Here is a 20,953-nt window from a genome sequence, read left to right as displayed (position 1 = left end):
GGAGATTTATATGAAGACGTCGAGATATAGCGAGCCCCAGATCCTTGCGATTTTGCGCCAGGCGGAGGGCGGTGTTCCGATTTCGGAACTGTGCCGCGAACATGGGATGAGCGATGCCTCCTTTTACAAATGGCGTGCCAAATATGGCGGGATGGATGCCTCGATGGTGTCGCAGATGAAGGCGATTGAGGACGAGAACCGGCGTTTGAAGAAGATGTTTGCGGAATTGAGCATGCAGAATGAGCTGCTCAAGGAGGCTTTGGGAAAAAAGTAGCGCGGCCATCTAAACGCCGCGAGATGGCCGAGGTGGCGGTGGCGAGGCGGGGGGTGAGCATCGCGCTGGCCTGCCGGACGTTTGGCGTGAGCGAGACCTGTTATCGCTATGCGCCAAAACTGGTTGGCGAGAACGAGGAGATCGCTGATCTGCTCGTGGGATTAACGAATGCCAAGCGCAATTGGGGTTTTGGCCTGTGCTTTTTGTATTTACGCAATGTGCAGGGCCGGCCATGGAACCATAAACGCGTCTATCGCATCTACCGGGAGCTGGAGCTGAACCTGCGGATCAAGCCTCGCAAACGGCTGCACCGGGACAAGCCTGATGCATTGGCTGTGCCTGAGGCGCCGAACGTCTCATGGTCGATGGATTTCATGGCGGATCGCTTGGAGGATGGCCGCGCATTCCGGCTGTTGAACGTGCTCGACGACTTCAATCGTGAAGGTTTAGGCATAGAAGTTGATTTCTCGTTGCCGGCTGAGCGTGTAATCCGCAGCCTGAACCGGATCATCGAATGGCGCGGCAAGCCCGTGAGCATTCGTGTTGATAACGGCCCCGAATATATCAGCGGAAAGCTGCTCGCATGGGCTGAGAAGTTGAAGATCAGCGTCCGCCATATTCAGCCGGGTAAGCCCCAGCAGAATGCCTATGTCGAGCGCTATAACAGGACCGTGCGGCATGAGTGGCTCGACCAGCACATCATTGAAAGTATCGAGGAGGCGCAACACCATGCCACAAAATGGCTCTGGACTTATAACAACGAGCGCCCCAACATGGGCATCGGTGGGATCACGCCCGCTCAAAAACTGAAACTCGCCGCGTGAATTCTACGAACATGCCCCGTTAAAAACGGGGGATTACTAGCCGGAGCAATATTCGAGCTGGTGCGGACTATGAAGCAAACTTGACTTGCTACTGTCTGGCTAATTTAGCCAATCGGCAATTTAGGATTATATTCCTAAATCAACTTCGCTAATGATCCACCCACCGAAGTCAGAATTTCCTCTCACCGTCTCTATAGTAGAAGGCTTGGGTACCGGATCGCCGTCTTCTACAGCAACCTCAATGGCGCAATTATCCATGCTGCTGGAGGGGATCGACTGGCGCGCGCCGGTGCGCAACTTTACACTGGAAACGGCCTGCTGATTCGTAAAAACTCTTGATATTTTCATGCGATTCGGCTAGATTAAAAGCCGATGGATGCCGCTGCCGAGATTGTCAGCCTGCGAGCCCAACTTGCCGAGCGCGCAGCAAAGCTGGCGACGGCGCACCTGCTTATCGAGCAGTATAAAGCGCAGTTGCACAAGCTGCGGCGCATGCAGTTCGGGCAATCGTCCGAGGCGCTGGACACGCAGATCGAGCAGTTGGAGTTGCAGCTCGAAGACCTTGAGGAAGCTGAAGCCGCACGGGTAGCAGCAACCCCGCAGCCACGTCCGGCCCGCTCACCGGCGGTGCGCAAACCTTTGCCGGTGCATCTGCCGCGTGAGGATGTGGTGTACCCAACTGCCGAGGTCTGCCCCAATTGTGGCGGCACGCATCTGGTCAAACTCGGCGAGGACATCACCGAGGTGCTGGAGAAAATCCCGGCCCGGCTGAAAGTCATCCGCCATGTGCGGCCGAAAAGTCATGGGCGCATCCTGGCAGCGCTGTCGGGTGCATTGGATGAGGAACGCGCTGTCCTATGTCCCGAAGGCCCAGCAGAACATGGCATCCGCCGCGTTGCGCCAGGCGTTCATCCAGCCTGACCGCGCCAATGCCAGCCAGACCCTGCGCCATGTCGCCGATCAGCTCCGCGGCAAGTGGCCAAAGCTCGGCACGTTTATCGATGACAGCGAGATCGACGTGCTGGCGCACATGGATTTTCCCGCCCAGCACAGGACCAAAATCCACAGCACCAACCCCTTGGAACGCTTGAACAAAGAGGTCAAACGCCGCGCCGATGTCGTAGGCATCTTTCCAAACGAGGCAGCGATCATCCGGCTGATCGGTGCCGTGCTGCTGGATGCAAACGATGAGTGGCAGACACAAAACCGGTATATGCAGATCGAGGGAATGGCTGAACTTACACCCCCGCTGATCAACGCTGAACCAAACCAGATTTCCACCGCAGCCGCATGATCGATGGCCACTTCAGCTACACCAGAATGTCCACCACATTGACGGACGCTACCCTCCTTTCTAAACCAGTTTGTCTCAGTTCAACTGGTTCAAAAATCCCCACGCAGGCCACTTATCTGAGTGAGCACAAGCCGGGCCGAGCTTGACTCTGGCAGCGCGCCAGCGCCGCCTCGGGCACGCGGGTCCAGGCAGCGGCACGGGCGAGGGTTGCGGGCCACAAAGCGGCGCCTGCGAACAGAACGGGGCCAAGCAGCGGGGCGCTCAGCGCGTGATGCAACGCCCCGGCACGAAACACCTGCCACCTTACATCGGTCCGCAACTGCTGGTGATACGTCTGCGCGCTCGCACCGGCGATGATTGCAGCCGCCGCCAGGGCTGCGCTATGCAGGGCGATCGCCAGCCCGTCCCCGGTGAAGGACTGGATGACCGCCGCCTGGTCGCCCAACCGGAACAAATCGGGCGGGTCCGCGGCGTGGGGCCGATGCAGGAAGCCGAACGGCATGCCAGCGATGGCGAGCGGCTCCGGCAGGCGGTCAGCCGCCTTGTCCAGCCTTGAAGCCAGATGCGGGATAGTGCGCTGCAGCCCGGCCAGCAGCGCCGGCCATTTATTGCCGGCCTCGCGCAGCACCGCCTTGTCGACCAGCAAAGAGAGGTTGGCGAGTCCGTCCTCAACCATCTGCAGACCGGCATAACCGCCGCGGAACATGATAAGCTCGACATGCTGCACGAGTTCTGACTGCGGACCGGCGGCCAGAGAGAAATAGGATTTGAGCCCGACCAGCCGGCCGGGCCGGGCCGGGCGCGCCGCGCCACGCACCTCATGCTTGCCGCTGGCCAGCACCAGCGTGGCAGGATGCAGAACCTCGCCGCCGACCTCAACGCTGATCCCGCCGCTGTCGATCCGCCGTACCGCCTGGCCGCGCCGCACACGCACCCCGCTTTGCTCGGCCACATCCAGCAGCGTCTCGTCCACGCCCCGGCGCCGCACGCCGCGCCCGGCGAAGGGCAGCGGCGCGGTGATGGTACGGCCGCCGCGCACCAGCCGCAGTCTGGTGATCGGCTGTCCGCCCAGCAGCGCCGGGGGCAGCCCGAGCCGGGTGAGGTAGGCCTGCGCCTCGGCGCTGACGAACTCGCCGCAGACCTTGTCGGTGGCGGCGGGTTCGCGCTCGATCAGCGTCACCGCCCGTCCGGCCTGCGCCAGGGCAATGGCACAGGCCGCTCCGGCCGGGCCGCCACCGACCACCAGGATCATGTCGACACCGCGTGGCGGAACAGCGGCTGCCAGGTAATGCGTGCTTGCACCCCAGCCCGCGCCAGCAACACCACCCACTCGGCCCTGGTGAAACCGCGGGCGATGGAAATCTGCCCGTCGACACGGACGATCGGGTGCCAGCCGAACAGCCGGGCGAGTAGTGGATAGCCGTGATAGGCGAACCAATGCCGGTGCAGGTCGGCAATATGCCAGCCTTGCGCGGCATGCGCCTCTAGCCAGCCGAGTAGCTGGACGATCTGGTCATCCGGCAGATGGTGGGTGAATTGCGAGGTGACGATGAAATCCGGCTTGCGCGGCGGCTGGAAGGCGAACACATCGCCGGTGAGGTATGTGATCTCCTCCCCCTCTCCGGCGGCGCGCGCCGACGCCGCGCTGCGCGGGTTCAGATCCAGCCCCATGAGGACGACGGGCCTCTGCCGACGCCGCGCCCAGTCAGCGATGGCGCGCAGTAGATCCCCCTGCCCGCAGCCGACATCCAGCACTGAGATTTCTCTCCCGCGCGGCAGGGCTCGGGTCTTGCCCGACAGCCAGCGCAGGGTCGCTCGATGGGTCAGCGTCACCCGGTTGACCCCCGCCAGATCCGCCAGGCAGCGCCGATACGCCGCCTCGTCCATGGCCGGATCATCCATGGCCTCACTTTGGGTCGAGCGCCGGGACAAATCCATCAGCGGGCGGTGAATCGGAAGGTTTCGGTGACCATGCCGGGGCCAAAGGCCATGGCCAGCCCGCGCTGGCCGGGTGGCGCGGTTTTCAGCATGCCGGCCAGGACAAACATGATGGTAGCCGAGGACATGTTGCCATGCGCGTCCAGCACCGCGCGCGACGGCGCCAGCGCCGTTTCCTCCAGACCGAAGGCGCCCTCCACCGCATCCAGCACGCTGCGCCCGCCGCCATGCACGGCCCAGAGCTGCAGCGCCTGCGTGCCTTCGCCGCGCAGGATGAAATCCGGAGCAGCGCGCAGCGCGGCGGCAATGCGCCCGGGTACCTGCCCGGAGAGATGCATGACGAACCCCTGGTCGCCGACATGCCAGGAGATGAAATCCTCGCTGTCCGGAATCAGGACGCTACGGAAATCCTCCAGCGCGAAGCCGTGCGGCTCAGCAGTAACCAGGGCCGCCGTGGCGCCGTCGCCGAACAGCAGGAAAGTCAGCGCCACCTCCAGCGCGTCGGTCTCCTGCATGTGCAGGGTACACAGCTCGAGATTGACCACCAGCACCCGCGCCGCCGGGTCTGCCAGCACTGCCGCCTGGGCGATGCGCAGCGCCGGCACCGCCGCCGCACAGCCCATGAAGCCGACCATGGTGCGCTGCAGATCCACGCGCAGCCCCAACCGGGCGGCGAGGATCTGGTCCAGCCCGGGGGCCATGAAGCCGGTGCAGGAGGCGACGACGAGATGCGTGATCTCCTGGGCCCGGCCCTGCAGGTCGAGCTGGCTGACAGCCTGTTCCGCCAATGCTGGGGCATGCGCGGCGTAGGTTCGCATGCGCGCCGCGGTGCCCGGAAAGGCGCCGCGGCGGTAGAAGCCCGGCGTCGGGGCGGCGGCCTCCACCATGCCGTCCTGGTGCAGCACGGAATAGCGGTGCGAAATCCCCGCCCGCCTGGCCATCCGGTGAAACAACGCCCGCTGCCGCTCATCGGGCAGACCGCGAGCGGTGTAATCCTGGAAAGCGGCGTGGACGTCATGAGGCGGCCGCGCCGTGCCGATCCTGTTGATATACGCCTGGGTCATTTCCTACTTCATTGTTGTTGGGAACCGCTTCTATAAGCAGGATCCGCGCACTGGTTTACGACCAGCACAATACGGATCGATCATCTCGCAGCATGAACCCTTCCCACAACCGAGTCCACCGGCGGCTAGACATGGGTGCCGTACAGCGCACCTTGGCCATCAGCTGGGTTGCCCCCTGCCGCGCCAGCACCTCGTCGAGCCCGCGCCGCATGTATGTAACACCCCAGGCTTTGGCTGGTTTTGGCTCAGGCGACACCCCGGTTTGCAGCCAGGCCGGCACGCGCCTCCAGCATGGCCCGCAGCCTCTTCGGAACCTGCCGGTAGGATTTCGCCCTTGGATAAGGCATTTCCACGATAGGCGCGGCAAGTGTGGCAGCCGCACGCTCATCCCAATTCTGAAAATGCATCCTGTCGACGTTATCCACGAAACTTTCAGTTGGTGCGCCTTCGGCGAGCAGCAATTCATGAGTTTCCAACTCGACGTGATAATAGGTGAAGTACTCTGGCACGTTTTCCTCGCGCAGAATGGTCAAGCCATTGATCAGTGCCCCAGCCTGTATGAGCACATCGTCCAAGAACATCACATGGTCCGGAGAAACCAGCAGGTCGCGCACCGGCAGGTTATCTGCCAGGGCGCCCGCCTTGATGCGGATCGGCAGGCTGCGCAGCGGGTCCGCGAAGCGCATGGAAACTTCTGAGCGTCCCACCCAACGTACGGGCAGCACGCGTCCGTCTGCAACGCGCAACATTGTGCCGGCTTTAACATCCTGCACTTCGATCTCGCCATCTTCGGCGGCAAGCCGCGTGCCTGGATAGAAGCAGAGGATGATGTCCACCGAGCCATCGCTGGCCTCAATGACGGCAAACCCTTGTGTATAGCTGCCTGCCATCTGCAAATCGTAGCTGTTGCTGCCATCGGTCACGGTCAAGACGTCTGTGCTCGCATTCAGCACCGCTGTTGCCCCTGAGACATAGGAGGCATAGGCGAGGTTAATCGTGCCACCGCTGATCAGGTCGGTACCGGTGATGCTGCCGCCAGAGATAACCTTGACGAGACCGCCGGAACTCACAGTTGTGCCGCTTGCCGTACCGCCAGACGAAACGATTTCGGTACCGCCATTGGACACTGTGGTGCCGGTGGCGACACCTGCGCCAAGAGTGACCGAAATAATCGTGCCCGGAGCGTAATCGTAGGTCGTAGAGCCACCAATCTGCTGTGTGCCACCACTGGTCACGGTCGTACCCGTCACCGTGGCGCCCGAGCCCACATACTGGGTGCCGCCGGCACTGATGACGGTGCCGGAGGCGATGCCGGTCAATGCCGCGCTACCCGAGAGCGTCGACGATTGAGTTCCACCAACGATCTGCACGCCGCCGCTGAGCGTCACATTGTCGGCGGTGCCACCGCTATTAACGGTTTCGACACCGCCGCTGCTCACCGTGGTGCCGCTGACAGTCCCGGCGCCCTGCTCCAGGCCGCCGCTGTTCACCACCGCGTCAATCGAGGAGCCGCCGGAGCCCACGGCTTGCACATTACCGGAGTCAATGATCGTGCCGCTCGCCACGCCGCCGGCGGACACACGCTGCACGGCGTAGCTTTCCAGAGTGGTATCGATGGCGGTGCCGCCGGAGCCGACGATCTGCGTCGTCTCGGTACCGCTGCCATGGGGCGCGCCGGCGCTAAGGATGGTGCCGGAGACGATACCGCCACTGAGATTGGTCGATATCGTCGACCCTGCCACCCCGGACGATACCTGGTAATAATAGCTCCATACCGTTGAACCGCCGACCTGCTGTGTGCCGCCGCTGGTGATGAGCTTGCCGCTCGCTGTGGCATCGAAGCCGACATATTCAGTGCCGCCGGAGTTGACGACGGTACCCGTTGCCGTACCGCCCGAGGTGGCCTGGGTGCCGAAAGCTGTTGACGATGTAACGGCGCCGATAACCTGTATGCCGCCGTTCAGCACCGCATTATTCACCACGGCGGTGTCATAGACCCACTGGGTACCTCCAGCCGATACTGTGGTGCCGGTATCCACGCTGGCAACGCCAAGCTGCTCCAGGCCGCGGCTCAACACCACCGTGTTGCTTACAGTACTGCTGCCCGCGAGGAGCGCGCCACCGGCTTCAATTGTTGTGGAGGACGCAACGCCACCGAGTACGACCTGTTCTTCACCATAGACGGTGGTGCCAATGGCCTTGCCGCCAGATGACACGAGCTGGTCACTAAATACTGAGAATTACGACACAGTTTTCGATTGTATTTTTCTGCATGAGGGCCCATCTAGGAGAAGGATATCTTGTTTATCCGGATGTTGTGTGCCCTTGAATGCGATGCTCATCTGGTGGCTTTCCTCTCTAGAGAACAATTCGATCCACACCATGTGGATGCCAACGTATGATGGAGATGCACCACGCCACAGGGTATAGTTAAATGGACCAATTTACAAAAAAGCCTTGGCTTTATTATGCTTGATGACAAATCAGAGGATGTGTTCGTCCATGTTTTCGTCGTCGAGCGTTCGGGTCTCGATCATTGGAATGACGGCCAGAAGATCACCTATCATCTGGAAGATAGTCAATATGGTAAAGTATCGGCAATTAACTCACAAGTTACCTGACTTCGGGTGTCTTGTTATTGAATCGGAACAGATTGAAAAGGTGATTATGACACAACATAAGTTCGCTATCGGGCAAACGGTCGACTTCAGGCCGGGGCCGCACGAACCAAACGCCAACCGTGGCCTCTATACCATTCGTCGTCAGATGCCTAGTGAAACACGTGATTTGCAATACCGCATCCAGAGCAATGAAAACGGACACGAGCGTATGGTTCGTGAAAGCCAATTAAGCGACACCGGCCCGCAGATATTCAGGACTGAGCGCGCGAAGGTCGACTGACATTCGGATCTTTCCAGCATGAATATGAACAACGGAGTACGCCGCAGCTTTTTTTGCGGCTCGTGTCTCCGTGAAGGACGAAATATCTCCTTGATCGACCTAAATGCTGCACACTCATGAACGGATCATGTTAAAGCTGGATTGTACCGCTCTGATCACGCAGTGATTTTTACGATGATCGCTGTGAGCTATGCACTTTTTGCATTTAATTCGATCACGGGATCTTGAGAGCGACTATTGTTCAGCAAGGTTAACCAATGATATTTTCAACGATCTCGCGGATCTCGGCTTGTGTAAGTTTGAACGCAGGTACTTTCCTGGTGTACTCGGTCTGAATATCCGGAACGGGTATTGCGCGGGTTATAATTGTACGGCTGACACGCATGTTCTGCGCTTGCGTACGAAAATTAGGGTAAAGCAGGTCGTCTTCCTTGGCCGGCGGTCAACCGACAGTTTATGGTGGGGCCATTCGTAAAGAAACGAATAGCAGATGTGCCACACTCTTCACGGTCAAATAATGAAGATGAGAATAAAAGGAGCTTATCGTGCGATGCACTTAAATTGCATGGCGCCGTCCAATCGACAGTATCGGGAGTCCGGAATCACGTCTTCACTAGGCAGAGAGCTTTATAGATAAGGCGGCATGGGCCGTCTTATCTATCCGGCGGGATGTACACAGCTTAGGCAATGGCTAAATTGCTGAAGCTTAGACAGCCGCCAGATTATCCACTGCTTTTTTACCGCTACGGTGGTCCGTGACGATTTCGAAGCTCAACTTCTGCCCTTCTGTGATGACGCGCATGCCAGCACGCTCTACAGCCGAAATATGTACGAAGACATCATCGCTTCCGTTATCGGGTTTGATAAAACCAAACCCCTTGGCCGTATTGAAGAATTTTACGGTTCCAATATTCATGACGATTCCTTTCAATCAGTCACACGGTTCAACCCGCGGCGCGGAATGCGCCACAAGCTATTCAGATCGACTTTGAGGAGGAAGATCGTCAACAACGCGATTAACGCGGGAAACAAAGTTCAGTAGCAAGATCGATAAATGGTAGTATGGGCCGCTCCGCTGTGAATTGCAAGACCGCGCCATGGTACCGTGGCATCAGACACAAACTCGGCCATGCCGGGTTTCAGAAAACGGCGACAATCCCATCAGGGCCCCGCGCGCACGGCTACGGCTCCACTGACGACGCATCCACCTCATACGTCCAGATCCGGAAAGATTTCAGCACATGCGGGCCGAAGGAGTTGATCAAGGGTACATCGGCCGCGTCCCTGCCTCGGGCAACAACGATCCGGCCGATCCTTGGAACATTATTGCGTGGATCGAAGCTATGCCATTTTCCACCGATAAACACTTCGATCCAAGCGCTGAAATCCATGGGATCAACCACCGGCACACCGATATCTCCCAGATGACCGTTCACATAGCGTGCGGGAATATTCAGGCAACGGCAGAAGGTAACCGCCAGATGCGCGAAGTCCCGGCACACCCCAACGCGCTCATTGAAGGCTTCCAGCGCCGTGCGGGTCGCGCGTGCCTGCATATAGTCGAACTTAATATGACCATGGACAAAGTCGCATATTGCCTGCACGCGCGCCCAGCCGGGCTGGATCTTGCCGAATAAGTCCCAAAGCCTGGTCTGGTGTCCCGCAGAACCGCGCCAGCGCCGCACTCATCTCATTCGCCAGCTCCTGGCTCGCGCAGCGCAGCCTCCAGCCGGCTGCCTGGCCGCTAATGCCGACATCCAGCACGAAATCCTGAAAGCCATTTTCCACCACGCAGCGCGCCTGCGCGGCTTCGATCAGCGCCGCAGGATAGATGGCGGACTGGACCGATAAGCCATCCATGGATGCCAGGAATACCAGCCCGCGGGGCGCATCGAACGCCAGCCCACCGCCGCGCGCGAAAAAGCTCTCGCTCTGCGAAAACCGCCCGGCGAAGGGCGCCAGGCTCGCTTGCAGCCGCTGGGATGTTGAGCGCGTCATCTGCTGCTGCAGCCATGCACCGGCCCCAGCCAGGCGCGGGTGGGCAGCGAGGCGACAACGCACAGCACCAGCGTCAGGCTGATGAAAACCCAGTGGAATGTGGTCGCGGCAAAACTGTAATGCATCTCACACCTCGAAATTGAATGGAAACAACATTCAGTCAATCACCGCCATTCACAATGTCTGACATAGGCCATCATTTGACAGAATAACAGTGAAAAGCTGGCGTTACTGCCATCAATTTCGAATTAAATGCATTCAATTTAAAGGTTAATACAGTCAATCAAACACGACTTGTACCGACAGCGCTTGGCGGATGATCTTGCCGGATTTCGTGCGCGGCAGCTCCTCCACCAGCACGATCCGTCGCAGCCCGACAAACGCCCCCAACCTCTCGCGCACCAGGGCGATGATCTCTGGCTGCAGCTTGGCTCCTGCCTCCGGATGCGGCACCACGAACCCGACCGGCTCCTCCCCTCGCAGCCGGTGCGGCGCGGCGATAACGGCGCAGGCCATAACCCCGGATGATCTGCGATGGCCGCCTCGATCTCTCCCGCCCCCAGGCGCCGACCGGCGATGTTCAACACGTCATCCGTACGGGAGAGGATGCTCACTCCCCCATCCGGCGCGATGACGCCGTAATCGAAACTGCGATAATAGCCGGAATAGGAGAAGCAGGTTGGCGTGGCGCCCCACATGCCGGTCAGGCAGCCCGGCGGCAGAGGCAAGCGCACGGCGATCTCCCCGGCATGACCCGGCGGCAGTTCCTGCCCCTGCACGTCCAGCGCGCAGAGCTCATAACCCGGCGCGGGGCGCAAGCTGCTGCCTGGCGCGGCATAATCACCCAGACCGGCGAAGCTTCCCGCCATGGCGCTGCCGGTTTCGGTCTGCCACCAATGGTCCAGCACCTTCACCCCGGTGGCATGCGCGGCCCAAGCGCTGTCGCCTGCATCCGCCCGCTCGCCCGCCAGAAAGATGCGCCGCAGCGGCGGCAAGGGCGGCGGCGCGGCCTTGGCAAGACGCAGAGCGCGCAGCACCGAAGGCGACGTAAACAGCACCGCCACCCGATGCCGCGCGCAGATATCCCACACCGCCCGGCCCACGGCGCCTTCGGCCAGCACGGTGGCGCAACCCGCCAGCAGCGGCGCATAGAGCCCGTAGGAATGCCCCACCACCCAGCCTGGATCTGCGGTGGTGAAGAACACCTCACCGGCCCCGAGTCCATAGACCGTGCGCATGGACTGCGCGAGCACCACGCCATGGCCGCCAGTATCGCGCACCACGCCTTTTGGCCGCCCCGTGGTGCCTGACGTGTGCAGGATATACAGCGGCGCAGTGGCGGGCATCGGCACCGGCACGATCGGTTCGGCGTACTCGAGCGTGGCGAAGTCGCTCTCTGCGGGGCCGAGCAGGGCCGGCGCGCCTGGGCGCTGCACCACGACCAGCTTGCGCTGCGTCGCCTCCCGCACGCCGGGAAGCAGCGGCGTGGCACGGCCGGCGCGGTAGGTGGCGCTGGCGGTGATCACCAGCTTCGGATCGACATCCTCGATCCGCCGCGCCAGCTCAGCCGGCGCGAACCCGGCGAAGACGACGACATGCACCGCCCCCAGCCGGGCGCAGGCCAGCATGGCGACGAAACATTCCGGAATCGGCGGCAGGCAGATCACCACCCTGTCCCCTGGCTCGACCCCGGCCGCGCGCAGCCCCCCGGCAAACCCGGCCACACGCGCCAGCAGCGCCGCGTAGGTGAACATATCACTGGCACCGCAGGCGGGACTCTCCCAGATCAAGGCGGCCTGCTCGCCGCGCCCGGCGGCGACATGCCGGTCCAGCGCATTGGCGCAGAGATTGAGCATGCCGCCGGGAAACCAACCGGCCTGGCCGTCCGGGCGCAGCACAAACCCTGCCTGAGGCGGGCGCACCCAGTCGAGCACCCGCGACTGCGCCATCCAATAGCCCTGCGGATCCTCCAACGAGGCTGCATATTCGGCTTCGTAGGTGCTTGGCCAAGCTGTGCCGTCCATCAGACGCTCGCCAGCGCGGTGACGATCTGCTGCACGATGAAGGCCGCATCCCGCGCCACGCCAGAGAAGCGCCCCGAGCCCCATGTATGCAGCCAGGGCAGGCCAAGGAAATACAGCCCCGGCTGCGCGGTAACCCCGCGCCGATGCGCCGGGCGCCCGGCGCCGTTGAACACCGGCGCATCCAGCCAGCCGAAATCGGGCTTGAAGCCGATGCACCAGATGATCGCCGCCAGCCCGTCGACGTTCAGCGCCTGAGGCTCAGCCTCGGGCCGCCATACCGGCTCGTAAACGGAGGCCGGCGGCGCCTCGATATTTTGCGCGGCGATGAATTTATCGATGGCGGCGTTGATGGAATTGTAGGTGGCGTCCGCCGCGTCCAGCGCCTGGGTCAGCCCGGGCTTGAAGCGCAGCGCGCCCTGCGCGAAACCGTCCAGCGCGCCGTAAAGCTGCATACCCTCGGCGGCGAATTTACGCAGATCGATATCCCGCCCGCCATCGCGCCCGGTGACATAATGGTTGGTGTTGTCGCGCACGCCTTCACGCAGCGGATGCTCTTCCACCGACATTTCGTAATAGCCCATATCCGCCAGCCAGGCGACGACATCGCGCCCCGGTAGAAGCGCGCACAGCGCGGCGCATTGCCCACCGCCAGATGCACGCGCTTTCCTGCCAGATGCAGATCCTCTGCGATCTGCGCGCCGGACTGGCCGGAGCCGACCACCAGCACCTCGCCCTCTGGAAGTTGCGCGGCATTCCGGTAATCCGCCGACTGGATCTGTAAAATCGACGCCGGCAGCCGCTCGGCGAAGCGGGGGATGATCGGCTCGCGGTAGCCACCACTGGCCACGACCACTTGGCTCGCCGCAAAGCGCCCCTCCGAGGTGACGATCTCAAACCCGCCCTGCGCGCGCGGCGCCACGCGCGTCACCTCCACCCCCTCACGCAAGGGAGGATCGAGCTTTTTCTTGAATGCTTCAAGATACTCGATGATTTCCGGCTTACGCATGAAGCCATCCGGGTCCGCCCCCCCATAGCCATGCCCCGGCAGCTGGCATTGCCAGTTGGGGGTTACGAGGCAGAAATTATCCCATCGCTGCGCCCGCCAGGCCTCCATCGCCTGTCCGCGCTCAAAGACGATATGAGAAATCCCCTGCTCTTTCAGATAATAGCTGGCGGAAAGCCCCGCCTGGCCGCCACCGATCACCGCGACGTCGATTTCATGCGGTTTATACTCGGTCATCCCCATCATCCTTTGTCCAGAAATTGCCGCACGCGCACCAGCGCGCCGGGCTGATGGTCAAAACTTTTCGCGCTCGCCTGCAGCCGTTCGATCTGCCCGAGCGCCCGGCTGCAGGGAAAGCCGTATTTCGCCTGCACCCTTGCGGAGGCCTCGCGCAGCGCCTCTTCTGCCCGCGCCATGAAGGCTGGCAACGCGTAGGCGGTATCCTCCGTCAGGCGCTCGCGGACGATCAAGGAGGGCGAATAGCAACGCTCCTCACGCCCATCCGGCCAGGAAATATCGAACCACATCTCAGGCATGGGCTGGCTCTCTTTGCTGTTGATAAATCGGCAGATGCGCCGCCGCGACATCCGCCCAGCGCCAGCGCGCCGCCACCTGCAGCCCGCTCGCGCGCAAAGCTGCCGCATGGCGCAGGCAAAATTGCATGGCGCCGGCAATGTCGCCCGCATCGCACCAGGCGGCGTCGGGCTCTGTGAGATAATCGGTGAAAGGCGGACAACGCGGCACCAGCACCGGGGTGCCGCTCGCCATCGCTTCCAGCACGGCCAGGCCAAACCCTTCATGCAGCGAGGGGAAGGCCAGCATATCCGCCAGGCGGTAGAGTGCCGGCATATCGCTCTGGGGGATTTTGCCGAGAACGCGCACCGCGCCGTCCGGCAGACCACTTTGCGCCAGGGCATCGAAAAATTCGCGTTGGTAAGCGCTATGGTCGAGCAGGCTCGCCCCGCCGGCGATCACCAGCACAGCTTGCGCATGGGCTGCGCGAAACGCTCGGAATCCTTGCAAAATCCCCAGCGTATTCTTGCGCTTTTCAACCCCGCCTAGGCTCAGCACCACCGGCCCCGAACCCAGCGTCAGGCGCGCGCGCAGCGCTGCATCCTGCGCATCCGGCATCGGTGAAAACCGCGCTGTATCAACGCCGTTGCCGATCAGCGTGGCATCGCGCCCGAACGAAGCCGCCAACGCCGCCCGTCCGGCCGGGCTTACCGCGAACAAGGTGCGTGCCGCGTTCACCCCGCGCGCCTGCAAAGCCGCCAGTTCCGGATCGGCGAAGTCATCGAGATGATGCACGGTGCGCAGATAGGCACCGATCCGCCCTGCATCCTGAAGATCCGCCAGGGCATTGGCGGAAATCGAATCCTGCGCATGAAACAGATCGAACCCCGCGCACAGATCCGGCGTGAACAGACACAACAATTCCGCCCGGCGCCGCGCCACCAGGGCCGCCACCTCGCGCGGCGCCGCAGCCGCGGGCCAGGGGCGGGTTTCGCAGGCGGCCGCACGGTAAAATCCTGCCCCCGTTGTATCCGGCGCGAACAATACCGGATGATGCCCGACCTGCGCCAACGCCTCGCACAGCTCCAGCGCATGCACCACCCCGCCGCGCGGATTGGTGGAATGGGTAAGCATGGCGATTCTCATGCCGCACATCCCATCAGCGCCTGCGCCGCGAAATCCCAGATCTCCTCGCAGGAAGCGCCATCATCGAGCAGGATTTTCTGATGCGCCTCGACCGCGCCGATCACCGCCGCGCCAATGCCGCGCCCGGCAAAGCGTGCCAGCAACGCCGGTGCATCCTCCGGCGTGGCGGTGAGCAGATAGCCATAGCTCGGGAAACTCTTCAACCAGCGCGCCAGCGTAACCCCTTCGGGCCGTGGCACCAGATGCGGGTTGATGCGCATGCCGACACCTGAGCATTCCGCGAACATCGCCGCCGTGCCCACCAGCCCGGCCTGGCTGATATCCTTCGCAGCACCGCTCAGCCCGGCCTCGGCAATTTCGGGCAACAATTCGAGATCGCCACGCAGCCGCTCAGGGGGGCATCGAGTGCCGCCTGGAAATTATCGAACACCGGCCGGTAGGCGCCGCGCAGATCAATCGCCGCGATCAACAGCTCGCCGGGTTTCGCCGCGAAGGAGCTGAGCAGTTTTTTCGCCCGCCCCATCACCGAAACCGCGAGCTGCCCCTGGGCGCTGCGGAAATTGCTGTGCCCGCCCGCCACCTGCACGCCGTAGGCACGCGCCGCCGCCGCCATGCCGGCCAGAACCGACTCCGCCCCCTTCTCGCCCTTCGCCCAGATCGCATCCGCCACCGCGATGGCGCGCCCGCCCATCGCCGCGATGTCCGAAAGATTGACCATCACCCCGCACCAGCCCGCGAACCAGGGATCCGCCTCGACGAACTGGGCGATGAAGCCTTCGATGGCGAAGAGCAGATGGTCCTCCCCATCCGGGATTGCCGCGCAATCATCCCCCAGCCCCGGCGCCTGGGCGCCGAGCAGCGCGCTCACCGCGGCGACATCGCGCTTCGCCGCCAGCCCGGCATGGGCACGCAACTCGCCAGCGAGTTCGTGCAGGCTCATGCCGCCTGCCTCGCCAGCGCGCGAAACCCCAGGGCAGGATCGCGAATGGCCGGGTAGGCGGCGAGATCTGCCTGCATCAGCGCGTGGTTGCGGCCGTGCAATTCCATCTCCTCCAGAGTGTGCCAATGCAGACGCTGGAACATTTTCACATTCTGCGCCTGCACATGCGCCAGAAAGCGCTTCGCACCGCGCCCATGCGCGCTGCCGACAGCCAGGCGGATCAACGCCGCCCCCAGCGCCCCGGCGCGGCGAAATTCCGGCGCCACCGCCAGGCGCGAGCCCCACCAGAGCCCGGGCTCGGCCTCATGGATGCGCACCGTCCCCGCCACCTCGCCGGCCGCGACGCCGAGCAGCGAGACGGCAACCAGCGGCAGGGCGACATCATCGATCGCATCGCGGTCATGCTGCTGGAAAATCCCTTGCTCCGCGCAGAAAACCTGGCGGCGAAGCCTGGCGGCGGCGCGGAATTCCCAGCCTTCGGTGGCCGCTTTCACCTGATATTCGCTAGGCAGGAAGGCGCGGAAGGGCTCGAACATCACAGCCTCCGTTCATAGGCGGAGAGCGCCGAGCAGGCACCGCATTTGCCGCACCCGGCTTTGATGTCTTCCGCCGCCAGCCCGCCTTTGCGGATGATCCCGGCCAGCGGCTCCAGCAGCGCGCGCATGAACTCCGGCCTGGGGGCTGGGTGGTTGGCCAGCGCCGTGCCGGAAACCGGCACGAAGGGCACCACGAACGGATAAACCCCCATCGCCGCCAGCGTCTCGGACATGTCCAGGATCGCTTCGCGCGTGTCGCCCAGCCCCGCCAGAATGTAGGTGGAAACCTGCCCGCGCCCGAACACCGGCACCGCGGCCTCGAAGGCCGACATATAGCGCGAAAGCGGCACCTGCGCCTTGCCGGGCATGATCCGCGCCCGAACTTCGGGCGTCACCGCCTCCAGATGCATGCCCAGCGCATCCGCGCCGGCCGCCTTCAGCCGCTCGAACCAGACATCTTCATCCGGCGGCTCGCATTGCACCTGGATCGGCAGATCCACCGCCGCCTTCACCGCGGCCGCACTCTCCGCCAGGATCGCCGCGCCGCGATCCTTGCCCGGCGGAGTTCCCGTTGTCATCACCATATGCTTCACCCCGTCCAGCGCGACCGCCGCCTTGGCGACTTCCGCGAGCTGGGCCGGGGTTTTGCGCTCGATGGTGCGCCCCGCCGCGAGCGAGGCGCCGATGGCGCAGAATTGGCAGCTTTTTTCCGCGCTGACATAGCGCACGCAGCTTTGCAGCACGGTGGTGGCCAGCACATCCTGCCCGTGCAGCACGGCGATCTTCGAGTAGGGCACGCCGTCCTGGGTGGTCAGGCCATAGAAGCGGGGCTGTTTAGGCAGGCGCACCAGCCCCGCCACCTCGCCTCCGCGCCGGAGGATGGCATTGCCGAATTCATCCGGCGTCTCCAGCAGGAACGGGCTCTGCGCGGCGGGGGCGGTATGCACCGGCACCATCACGCTCATGCCGCCCAGCACCATCGCCTTATGGTCGGTCGGCCCCGCTCCGCCTTTGCGGCTGGCAAGGCCGGTCTCAGCGCCTTGCAGCCTTACGCCGTGGCTTTGCAGATCGGCGATCAGATCGGCGTCAAATCTCTGCGTCAGCATTGTCCTGGCTCCATGGGATGGGGGGAAGGGGCTGCGCCGGGCGCATCGGCAGCGCCGGGCGATTATCGAGATTGAGGCTCAGAAGTTCGGGGCGCGCATAATGGCCGATACTGTCCATCATCCGCTTGCGCTTGAGGATCAGCCCGAGATCGAGATCCGCGACCAGGATGCCCTCGCCGCTGGTGAGCGGCGGGGCCGCATGCCGGCCTTCGGGCGTGATGATCGCGCTCATGCAGCCGCCGCGCAAAGCCGGGCGCAGCGCCTCATTGGGGCAGATTTTTTCCACCTGCGTATCAGTGAGCCAGCCGGTGGCGTTGACCACGAAGCAGCCGCTCTCCAACGCGTGATGGCGGATCGTCACCTCGATCTGCTCGGCGAAAATATCGCCGACCAGTGCGCCCGGGAATTGCGCCGCGTGGATTTCCTCATGCTGGGCCATCAACGCATAGCGCGCCAGCGGATTATAATGCTCCCAGCAGGCCAGCGCGCCGATCCGCCCGACGGCACTGGGTACAACCTGCAAGCCGGCGCCATCGCCCTGGCCCCAGATCATGCGCTCATGAAAAGTAGGCGTGATCTTACGGCGCTTGAGCAACAGCGCGCCGTCCGCATCGAAAATCAGCTGCGCGTTATAAAGCGTGCCGTGATCGCGCTCATTCACGCCAAGCACGATCACCATCCGGTATTTGCGCGCCGCCTCGGCGATGGCCTGGGTCACCGGCCCCGGTACCGTTACCGCCTGTTCGTAAAGCTTCAGATGCGACGCGCCGGTTTTCACCGGCGGGTCGATAAAAGAGAAATACGGATACCAGGGCAGGAAGGTCTCGGGAAAGACGATAAACTCCACGCCCCTCCCCGCCGCCTCCGCCAGAGCCGCCAGCACGCGCTCCAGCGTGCCGCCCGGCCGCTCCAGGTCGGGAGCGATCTGCACCGCGCCGGCGCGTAGGGAGGTGCGTGGCTGCATCATCGCCTCACAGCGTCCAGGTATCGAGGATGAAGGCGTTGTCGCGCCGGTGCAGCAGAATCACATCCAGCACGTCGGTCGGGTTGATCGGCCGGATGCCGGGGATCAGCGAGGGTTCGCCATGGCCATAGAGCGCCTGCAGCGCGAAGCGGCAGGCATAGACCTTGCCGCCCTCTTCCATGAATTTCGCGATCTGCTTGTTGAAATTCTGGTGGCCGGGGAAGGCTTCATCACCCAGCTTGGGAAAGCCGCGCTGCACGCCGAGCGTGACACCGGGGCCGTAGAGCAGCACCGAAGTCTCGAAGCCCTTGCGCTGCAGCCGGGTGGCCTGGAGCAGATTGACGAAGCCGATGGAGCCCTCAAACGCCACGGTGTGGAAGGTGACCAGCGCCTTTTCGCCAGGCGCCGCCTTCACATCCTCGAACACTTTCTCTTCGTAGTCGACATAGAATTCGCCGCTCTGATGCGCGGGGGCGGTCACGGTAGGCATAGGGGACACTCCTTGGCTGTTGGCCCCTCCGAAGGCGGGGGGACAAAGCGTCTTCAGCAAGGGCCGTGCCAAATGACTAGCGATAAGAATGCATCATTGAATCTATTCAATTTACATACTTAAATGTATTCAATTTTTAGTTTGACTGTGTTTATTGACTGCATCTTATATCGGCAAAGCAATGCCTGTATTTTAAATCTTCGCTTATTTACGAGGCGCATTTCCAGAAAATTCTGCAGGGTTTTGTTAAAACTTTATTCACGCCGCGGCGCGGGAGATGCAACAAGGTCCGGTCAATTGACTTTAGTTCGGCAAAAATCCATGCTTCCGGGCAGATTGACTGGACATCTCCGATGATTGACTGGGCCGCCACTATTCTGAAGAGCGACAAGCCGCTTTATCTCGCGATCGCGGATGCGATCGAGGAGGGGCTGGCGGCCGGCACGCTGGCGGCCGGAGACAAGCTGCCGCCGCAGCGCAAGCTGGCCGGCGCGCTGGGGTGGATTTCACGACCGTGGCGCGCGGCTATAGCGAGGCAGCGCGGCGGGGCGTGCTGGATTCCACCGTCGGGCGCGGCTCCTTTGTGCGCAGCCGCACCCGGACGGGCAGCAAGGCCAGCCTGCGCACCGCGCCGGTGGACCTGACCATGAACCTACCGCCGGATCCGGATGATCCGGCGCTGATCGAGCGCATGCAGGCGGGACTTGATGAGGTGGCGCGGGATCTGGTGCCGCTGCTGCATTACCAGGGCTTCGGTGGCTCGCCCCAGGCCAAGGATGCCGCATCCAGCTGGCTGGGACGGCGCGGGCTGGTGCCTTCGCAGGAACGGCTCTTCATCACCCCCGGCGCGCACCCTGCGCTTTCGGCGATCTTCAGCCTGCTGGTCCAGCCGGGCGATACGGTGTTGTGCGAGAGCATCACCTATCCCGGGTACGGGCCATCGCCGCGCAGCATAAGGCGCAGCTTTACGGCTTGGCGATGGATGAGCACGGCATCCTGCCCGAGGCGCTGGCGGATCTTTGCGCGCGGGCCCGGCCAAAGGCGCTGTATCTGAACCCGACCTTGCAGAACCCGACCACCCTGACCGTGCCCGCCAACCGGCGCGAGGCACTGACCGAGATTGCCCGCCGGCACCGCCTGCCGATTATCGAGGACGATGCCTATGGCTTCATCCCCGCCCATGCTCCGCCCCCTTTGCGGCCTTGGCGCCGGAGCTGACATGGCATGTCGCCGGCCTGGCCAAATGTTTCGGGGCGGGCTTGCGGATAGCTTATGTCATCGCCCCGGACGCCAAAGCGGGCTGGAATTTCGCGGCTTTGATGCGCGCCAATATCGTCATGGCATCGCCGCTCACTGCGGCATTGGCGACACGCTGGATCGAGGATGGCACGGGCGATTCCATTCTGCGCTTCATCCGCACCGAATCCGCCGCCCGGCAGAAGCTGGCGGCGGAGCTGCTGCCGCCAGGGCTGTGCCAGACCGACCCGCTCAGCTTCAATCTTTGGATGAACCTACCGGCTGGTTGGAGCCGGGCTGCCTTTGCGGGGCAGATGCGGGCGGTGGGCATCGGCGTGGTGACCTCCGACGCGTTCAGCGTCTCCTCCAACCCGCCGGAAGCGGCGCGGATCTGCCTGGGCGGGCCGACCAGCCGGGCGGAGCTCCAATCCGCCCTCACCTTCATGGCCCATAGCCTCGCCAACAGCCCGGCCGCGACCTCGGATATTTTTTAAGACCCTAAATTAGTCTCGGTAACTTATCCTCATAAAGGATCACATTCATCAAACGGGAAGCAGCGTCTTCCTGGATTACTCCGGCGGTCAATTCTAGCAGTTTGCTGAAAAACCCCGAAACTTGGTTTTATTTTTTCTGATTTAGCTTTGGGGCCTGGATTTTGGTTCAAGTGATTGAAGTTTCTTGCCGGTTTCTGGACTTTTTTCG

The 20,953-nt window shown here is 62.7% G+C and carries 21 protein-coding genes and 5 pseudogenes; 9 read left to right on the top strand and 17 right to left on the bottom strand.

What is annotated here, in order from left to right; genetic code table 11:
- The first annotated feature begins 10 nt into the window (after positions 1-10).
- The 3 genes and pseudogenes from GT370_RS18880 to GT370_RS18870 all read left to right on the top strand — a co-directional run.
- A protein-coding gene (locus GT370_RS18880; RefSeq protein WP_270183549.1) for an IS3 family transposase occupies positions 11-1,098 on the top strand; the annotation gives its coding sequence in 2 pieces (ribosomal slippage) (positions 11-272 and positions 272-1,098; 1,089 coding nt in all).
- 372 nt (positions 1,099-1,470) lie between these two features.
- Positions 1,471-1,842, top strand: a pseudogene (locus tag GT370_RS18875) (IS66 family transposase); the annotation flags it as partial.
- A gap of 52 nt (positions 1,843-1,894) precedes the next feature.
- Positions 1,895-2,392 (top strand): annotated as a pseudogene (locus GT370_RS18870) (transposase); the annotation flags it as partial.
- A gap of 112 nt (positions 2,393-2,504) precedes the next feature.
- Here GT370_RS18870 and GT370_RS18865 read toward each other — a convergent pair.
- The 4 genes from GT370_RS18865 to GT370_RS18850 form a co-directional block, all read right to left on the bottom strand.
- Positions 2,505-3,644: an NAD(P)/FAD-dependent oxidoreductase gene (locus GT370_RS18865; protein ID WP_008495319.1), complete on the bottom strand. Its 1,140-nt coding sequence runs from the start codon at positions 3,642-3,644 to the stop codon at positions 2,505-2,507.
- Complete coding sequence (locus GT370_RS18860; protein WP_205619825.1) at positions 3,641-4,294, bottom strand: methyltransferase domain-containing protein; 654 nt, start codon at positions 4,292-4,294, stop codon at positions 3,641-3,643. The genes GT370_RS18865 and GT370_RS18860 overlap by 4 nt, the downstream gene beginning before the upstream one ends.
- A 35-nt stretch (positions 4,295-4,329) precedes the next feature.
- A complete protein-coding gene (locus tag GT370_RS18855; protein ID WP_008495317.1) occupies positions 4,330-5,394 on the bottom strand; it encodes a type III polyketide synthase in 1,065 nt (354 codons plus the stop codon).
- Between the two features lie 245 nt (positions 5,395-5,639).
- Positions 5,640-7,610 carry a Hint domain-containing protein gene (locus GT370_RS18850; protein ID WP_083878824.1) on the bottom strand — a complete coding sequence of 657 codons (1,971 nt, stop codon included), beginning with the start codon at positions 7,608-7,610 and terminating at the stop codon, positions 5,640-5,642.
- 252 nt (positions 7,611-7,862) lie between these two features.
- On the opposite strand from GT370_RS18850, the gene GT370_RS18845 reads away from it, so the two are divergent.
- Positions 7,863-8,015 (top strand): cold-shock protein, encoded by a 153-nt coding sequence (locus GT370_RS18845; protein WP_234731564.1) that lies wholly within the window; start codon positions 7,863-7,865, stop codon positions 8,013-8,015.
- Positions 7,978-8,295, top strand: a complete 318-nt coding sequence (locus tag GT370_RS18840; protein ID WP_008495315.1) for a hypothetical protein — start codon at positions 7,978-7,980, stop codon at positions 8,293-8,295. The genes GT370_RS18845 and GT370_RS18840 overlap by 38 nt, the downstream gene beginning before the upstream one ends.
- A gap of 706 nt (positions 8,296-9,001) precedes the next feature.
- Here GT370_RS18840 and GT370_RS18835 read toward each other — a convergent pair.
- The 13 genes and pseudogenes from GT370_RS18835 to GT370_RS18770 form a co-directional block, all read right to left on the bottom strand.
- On the bottom strand, positions 9,002-9,211 hold the full coding sequence (locus GT370_RS18835) for a cold-shock protein (protein WP_008495313.1): 210 nt from the start codon (positions 9,209-9,211) through the stop codon (positions 9,002-9,004).
- Positions 9,212-9,476: 265 nt separating this feature from the next.
- Positions 9,477-9,851 (bottom strand): transglutaminase-like domain-containing protein, encoded by a 375-nt coding sequence (locus tag GT370_RS18830; protein WP_008495312.1) that lies wholly within the window; start codon positions 9,849-9,851, stop codon positions 9,477-9,479.
- A 10-nt stretch (positions 9,852-9,861) separates the two neighbouring features.
- Complete coding sequence (locus GT370_RS18825) at positions 9,862-10,293, bottom strand: hypothetical protein (protein WP_270183548.1); 432 nt, start codon at positions 10,291-10,293, stop codon at positions 9,862-9,864.
- Positions 10,290-10,418, bottom strand: a complete 129-nt coding sequence (locus tag GT370_RS18820) for a hypothetical protein (protein WP_270183547.1) — start codon at positions 10,416-10,418, stop codon at positions 10,290-10,292. Before GT370_RS18820 ends, GT370_RS18825 begins: the two co-directional genes overlap by 4 nt.
- Before the next feature lie 138 nt (positions 10,419-10,556).
- Positions 10,557-12,317, bottom strand: coding sequence for an AMP-binding protein (locus GT370_RS18810; protein ID WP_442865463.1), 1,761 nt, complete (start codon positions 12,315-12,317; stop codon positions 10,557-10,559).
- Positions 12,317-13,563, bottom strand: a pseudogene (locus GT370_RS18805) (MSMEG_0569 family flavin-dependent oxidoreductase). The gene GT370_RS18810 and the pseudogene GT370_RS18805 overlap by 1 nt, the downstream one beginning before the upstream one ends.
- A complete protein-coding gene (locus GT370_RS18800; protein ID WP_008495308.1) occupies positions 13,563-13,856 on the bottom strand; it encodes an MSMEG_0570 family nitrogen starvation response protein in 294 nt (97 codons plus the stop codon). Before GT370_RS18800 ends, GT370_RS18805 begins: the two are co-directional and overlap by 1 nt.
- Positions 13,849-14,988: an MSMEG_0565 family glycosyltransferase gene (locus GT370_RS18795; RefSeq protein ID WP_008495307.1), complete on the bottom strand. Its 1,140-nt coding sequence runs from the start codon at positions 14,986-14,988 to the stop codon at positions 13,849-13,851. The genes GT370_RS18800 and GT370_RS18795 overlap by 8 nt, the downstream gene beginning before the upstream one ends.
- Positions 14,976-15,919: pseudogene (locus GT370_RS21710) on the bottom strand (sll0787 family AIR synthase-like protein). The gene GT370_RS18795 and the pseudogene GT370_RS21710 overlap by 13 nt, the downstream one beginning before the upstream one ends.
- Positions 15,916-16,455 (bottom strand): MSMEG_0567/Sll0786 family nitrogen starvation N-acetyltransferase, encoded by a 540-nt coding sequence (locus GT370_RS18785; RefSeq protein WP_008495305.1) that lies wholly within the window; start codon positions 16,453-16,455, stop codon positions 15,916-15,918. The pseudogene GT370_RS21710 and the gene GT370_RS18785 overlap by 4 nt, the downstream one beginning before the upstream one ends.
- Positions 16,455-17,561, bottom strand: a complete 1,107-nt coding sequence (locus tag GT370_RS18780) for an MSMEG_0568 family radical SAM protein (protein WP_008495304.1) — start codon at positions 17,559-17,561, stop codon at positions 16,455-16,457. Before GT370_RS18780 ends, GT370_RS18785 begins: the two co-directional genes overlap by 1 nt.
- Entirely contained in the window at positions 17,542-18,528 is a 987-nt protein-coding gene (locus GT370_RS18775) for a Nit6803 family nitrilase (RefSeq protein ID WP_008495302.1), read from the bottom strand. Before GT370_RS18775 ends, GT370_RS18780 begins: the two co-directional genes overlap by 20 nt.
- A gap of 4 nt (positions 18,529-18,532) precedes the next feature.
- The gene (locus GT370_RS18770) at positions 18,533-19,015 is read right to left on the bottom strand and encodes an MSMEG_0572/Sll0783 family nitrogen starvation response protein (protein ID WP_008495301.1); all 483 of its coding nucleotides are present in this window, start codon (positions 19,013-19,015) and stop codon (positions 18,533-18,535) included.
- 353 nt (positions 19,016-19,368) lie between these two features.
- Between GT370_RS18770 and GT370_RS21705 the strand changes: the two are divergent.
- The 4 genes and pseudogenes from GT370_RS21705 to GT370_RS18750 all read left to right on the top strand — a co-directional run.
- A pseudogene (locus GT370_RS21705) lies at positions 19,369-19,488 on the top strand (hypothetical protein); the annotation flags it as partial.
- 26 nt (positions 19,489-19,514) lie between these two features.
- Positions 19,515-20,069: an aminotransferase class I/II-fold pyridoxal phosphate-dependent enzyme gene (locus tag GT370_RS18760; RefSeq protein ID WP_270183546.1), complete on the top strand. Its 555-nt coding sequence runs from the start codon at positions 19,515-19,517 to the stop codon at positions 20,067-20,069.
- Positions 19,994-20,233, top strand: coding sequence for a hypothetical protein (locus GT370_RS18755; protein WP_270183545.1), 240 nt, complete (start codon positions 19,994-19,996; stop codon positions 20,231-20,233). The genes GT370_RS18760 and GT370_RS18755 overlap by 76 nt, the downstream gene beginning before the upstream one ends.
- Positions 20,234-20,274: 41 nt before the next feature.
- Positions 20,275-20,745, top strand: a complete 471-nt coding sequence (locus GT370_RS18750) for a hypothetical protein (RefSeq protein ID WP_270183544.1) — start codon at positions 20,275-20,277, stop codon at positions 20,743-20,745.
- The last annotated feature ends 208 nt before the right edge of the window (positions 20,746-20,953 follow it).

The sequence above is a fragment of the Acidocella sp. MX-AZ03 genome, assembly GCF_027626035.1.
Classification (GTDB): Bacteria; Pseudomonadota; Alphaproteobacteria; order Acetobacterales; family Acetobacteraceae; genus Acidocella; species Acidocella facilis.
The sequence above is the reverse complement of the archived record's forward strand: the minus strand, read 5'-3'. Positions and strand labels throughout refer to the sequence as shown.

Coding starts and splice junctions, on each gene's coding strand:
- GT370_RS18795 (WP_008495307.1), bottom strand. CDS start 14,988: ATGTGCGGCATGAGAATCGCCATGCTTACCCATTCCACCAATCCGCGC.
- GT370_RS18825 (WP_270183548.1), bottom strand. CDS start 10,293: ATGACGCGCTCAACATCCCAGCGGCTGCAAGCGAGCCTGGCGCCCTTC.
- GT370_RS18840 (WP_008495315.1), top strand. CDS start 7,978: ATGGTAAAGTATCGGCAATTAACTCACAAGTTACCTGACTTCGGGTGT.
- GT370_RS18785 (WP_008495305.1), bottom strand. CDS start 16,455: ATGTTCGAGCCCTTCCGCGCCTTCCTGCCTAGCGAATATCAGGTGAAA.
- GT370_RS18830 (WP_008495312.1), bottom strand. CDS start 9,851: ATGCAGGCACGCGCGACCCGCACGGCGCTGGAAGCCTTCAATGAGCGC.
- GT370_RS18810 (WP_442865463.1), bottom strand. CDS start 12,317: ATGGACGGCACAGCTTGGCCAAGCACCTACGAAGCCGAATATGCAGCC.
- GT370_RS18865 (WP_008495319.1), bottom strand. CDS start 3,644: ATGATCCTGGTGGTCGGTGGCGGCCCGGCCGGAGCGGCCTGTGCCATT.
- GT370_RS18845 (WP_234731564.1), top strand. CDS start 7,863: ATGCTTGATGACAAATCAGAGGATGTGTTCGTCCATGTTTTCGTCGTC.
- GT370_RS18780 (WP_008495304.1), bottom strand. CDS start 17,561: ATGCTGACGCAGAGATTTGACGCCGATCTGATCGCCGATCTGCAAAGC.
- GT370_RS18835 (WP_008495313.1), bottom strand. CDS start 9,211: ATGAATATTGGAACCGTAAAATTCTTCAATACGGCCAAGGGGTTTGGT.
- GT370_RS18800 (WP_008495308.1), bottom strand. CDS start 13,856: ATGCCTGAGATGTGGTTCGATATTTCCTGGCCGGATGGGCGTGAGGAG.
- GT370_RS18775 (WP_008495302.1), bottom strand. CDS start 18,528: ATGATGCAGCCACGCACCTCCCTACGCGCCGGCGCGGTGCAGATCGCT.
- GT370_RS18855 (WP_008495317.1), bottom strand. CDS start 5,394: ATGACCCAGGCGTATATCAACAGGATCGGCACGGCGCGGCCGCCTCAT.
- GT370_RS18755 (WP_270183545.1), top strand. CDS start 19,994: ATGGATGAGCACGGCATCCTGCCCGAGGCGCTGGCGGATCTTTGCGCG.
- GT370_RS18770 (WP_008495301.1), bottom strand. CDS start 19,015: ATGCCTACCGTGACCGCCCCCGCGCATCAGAGCGGCGAATTCTATGTC.
- GT370_RS18820 (WP_270183547.1), bottom strand. CDS start 10,418: ATGCATTACAGTTTTGCCGCGACCACATTCCACTGGGTTTTCATCAGC.
- GT370_RS18860 (WP_205619825.1), bottom strand. CDS start 4,294: ATGGATGATCCGGCCATGGACGAGGCGGCGTATCGGCGCTGCCTGGCG.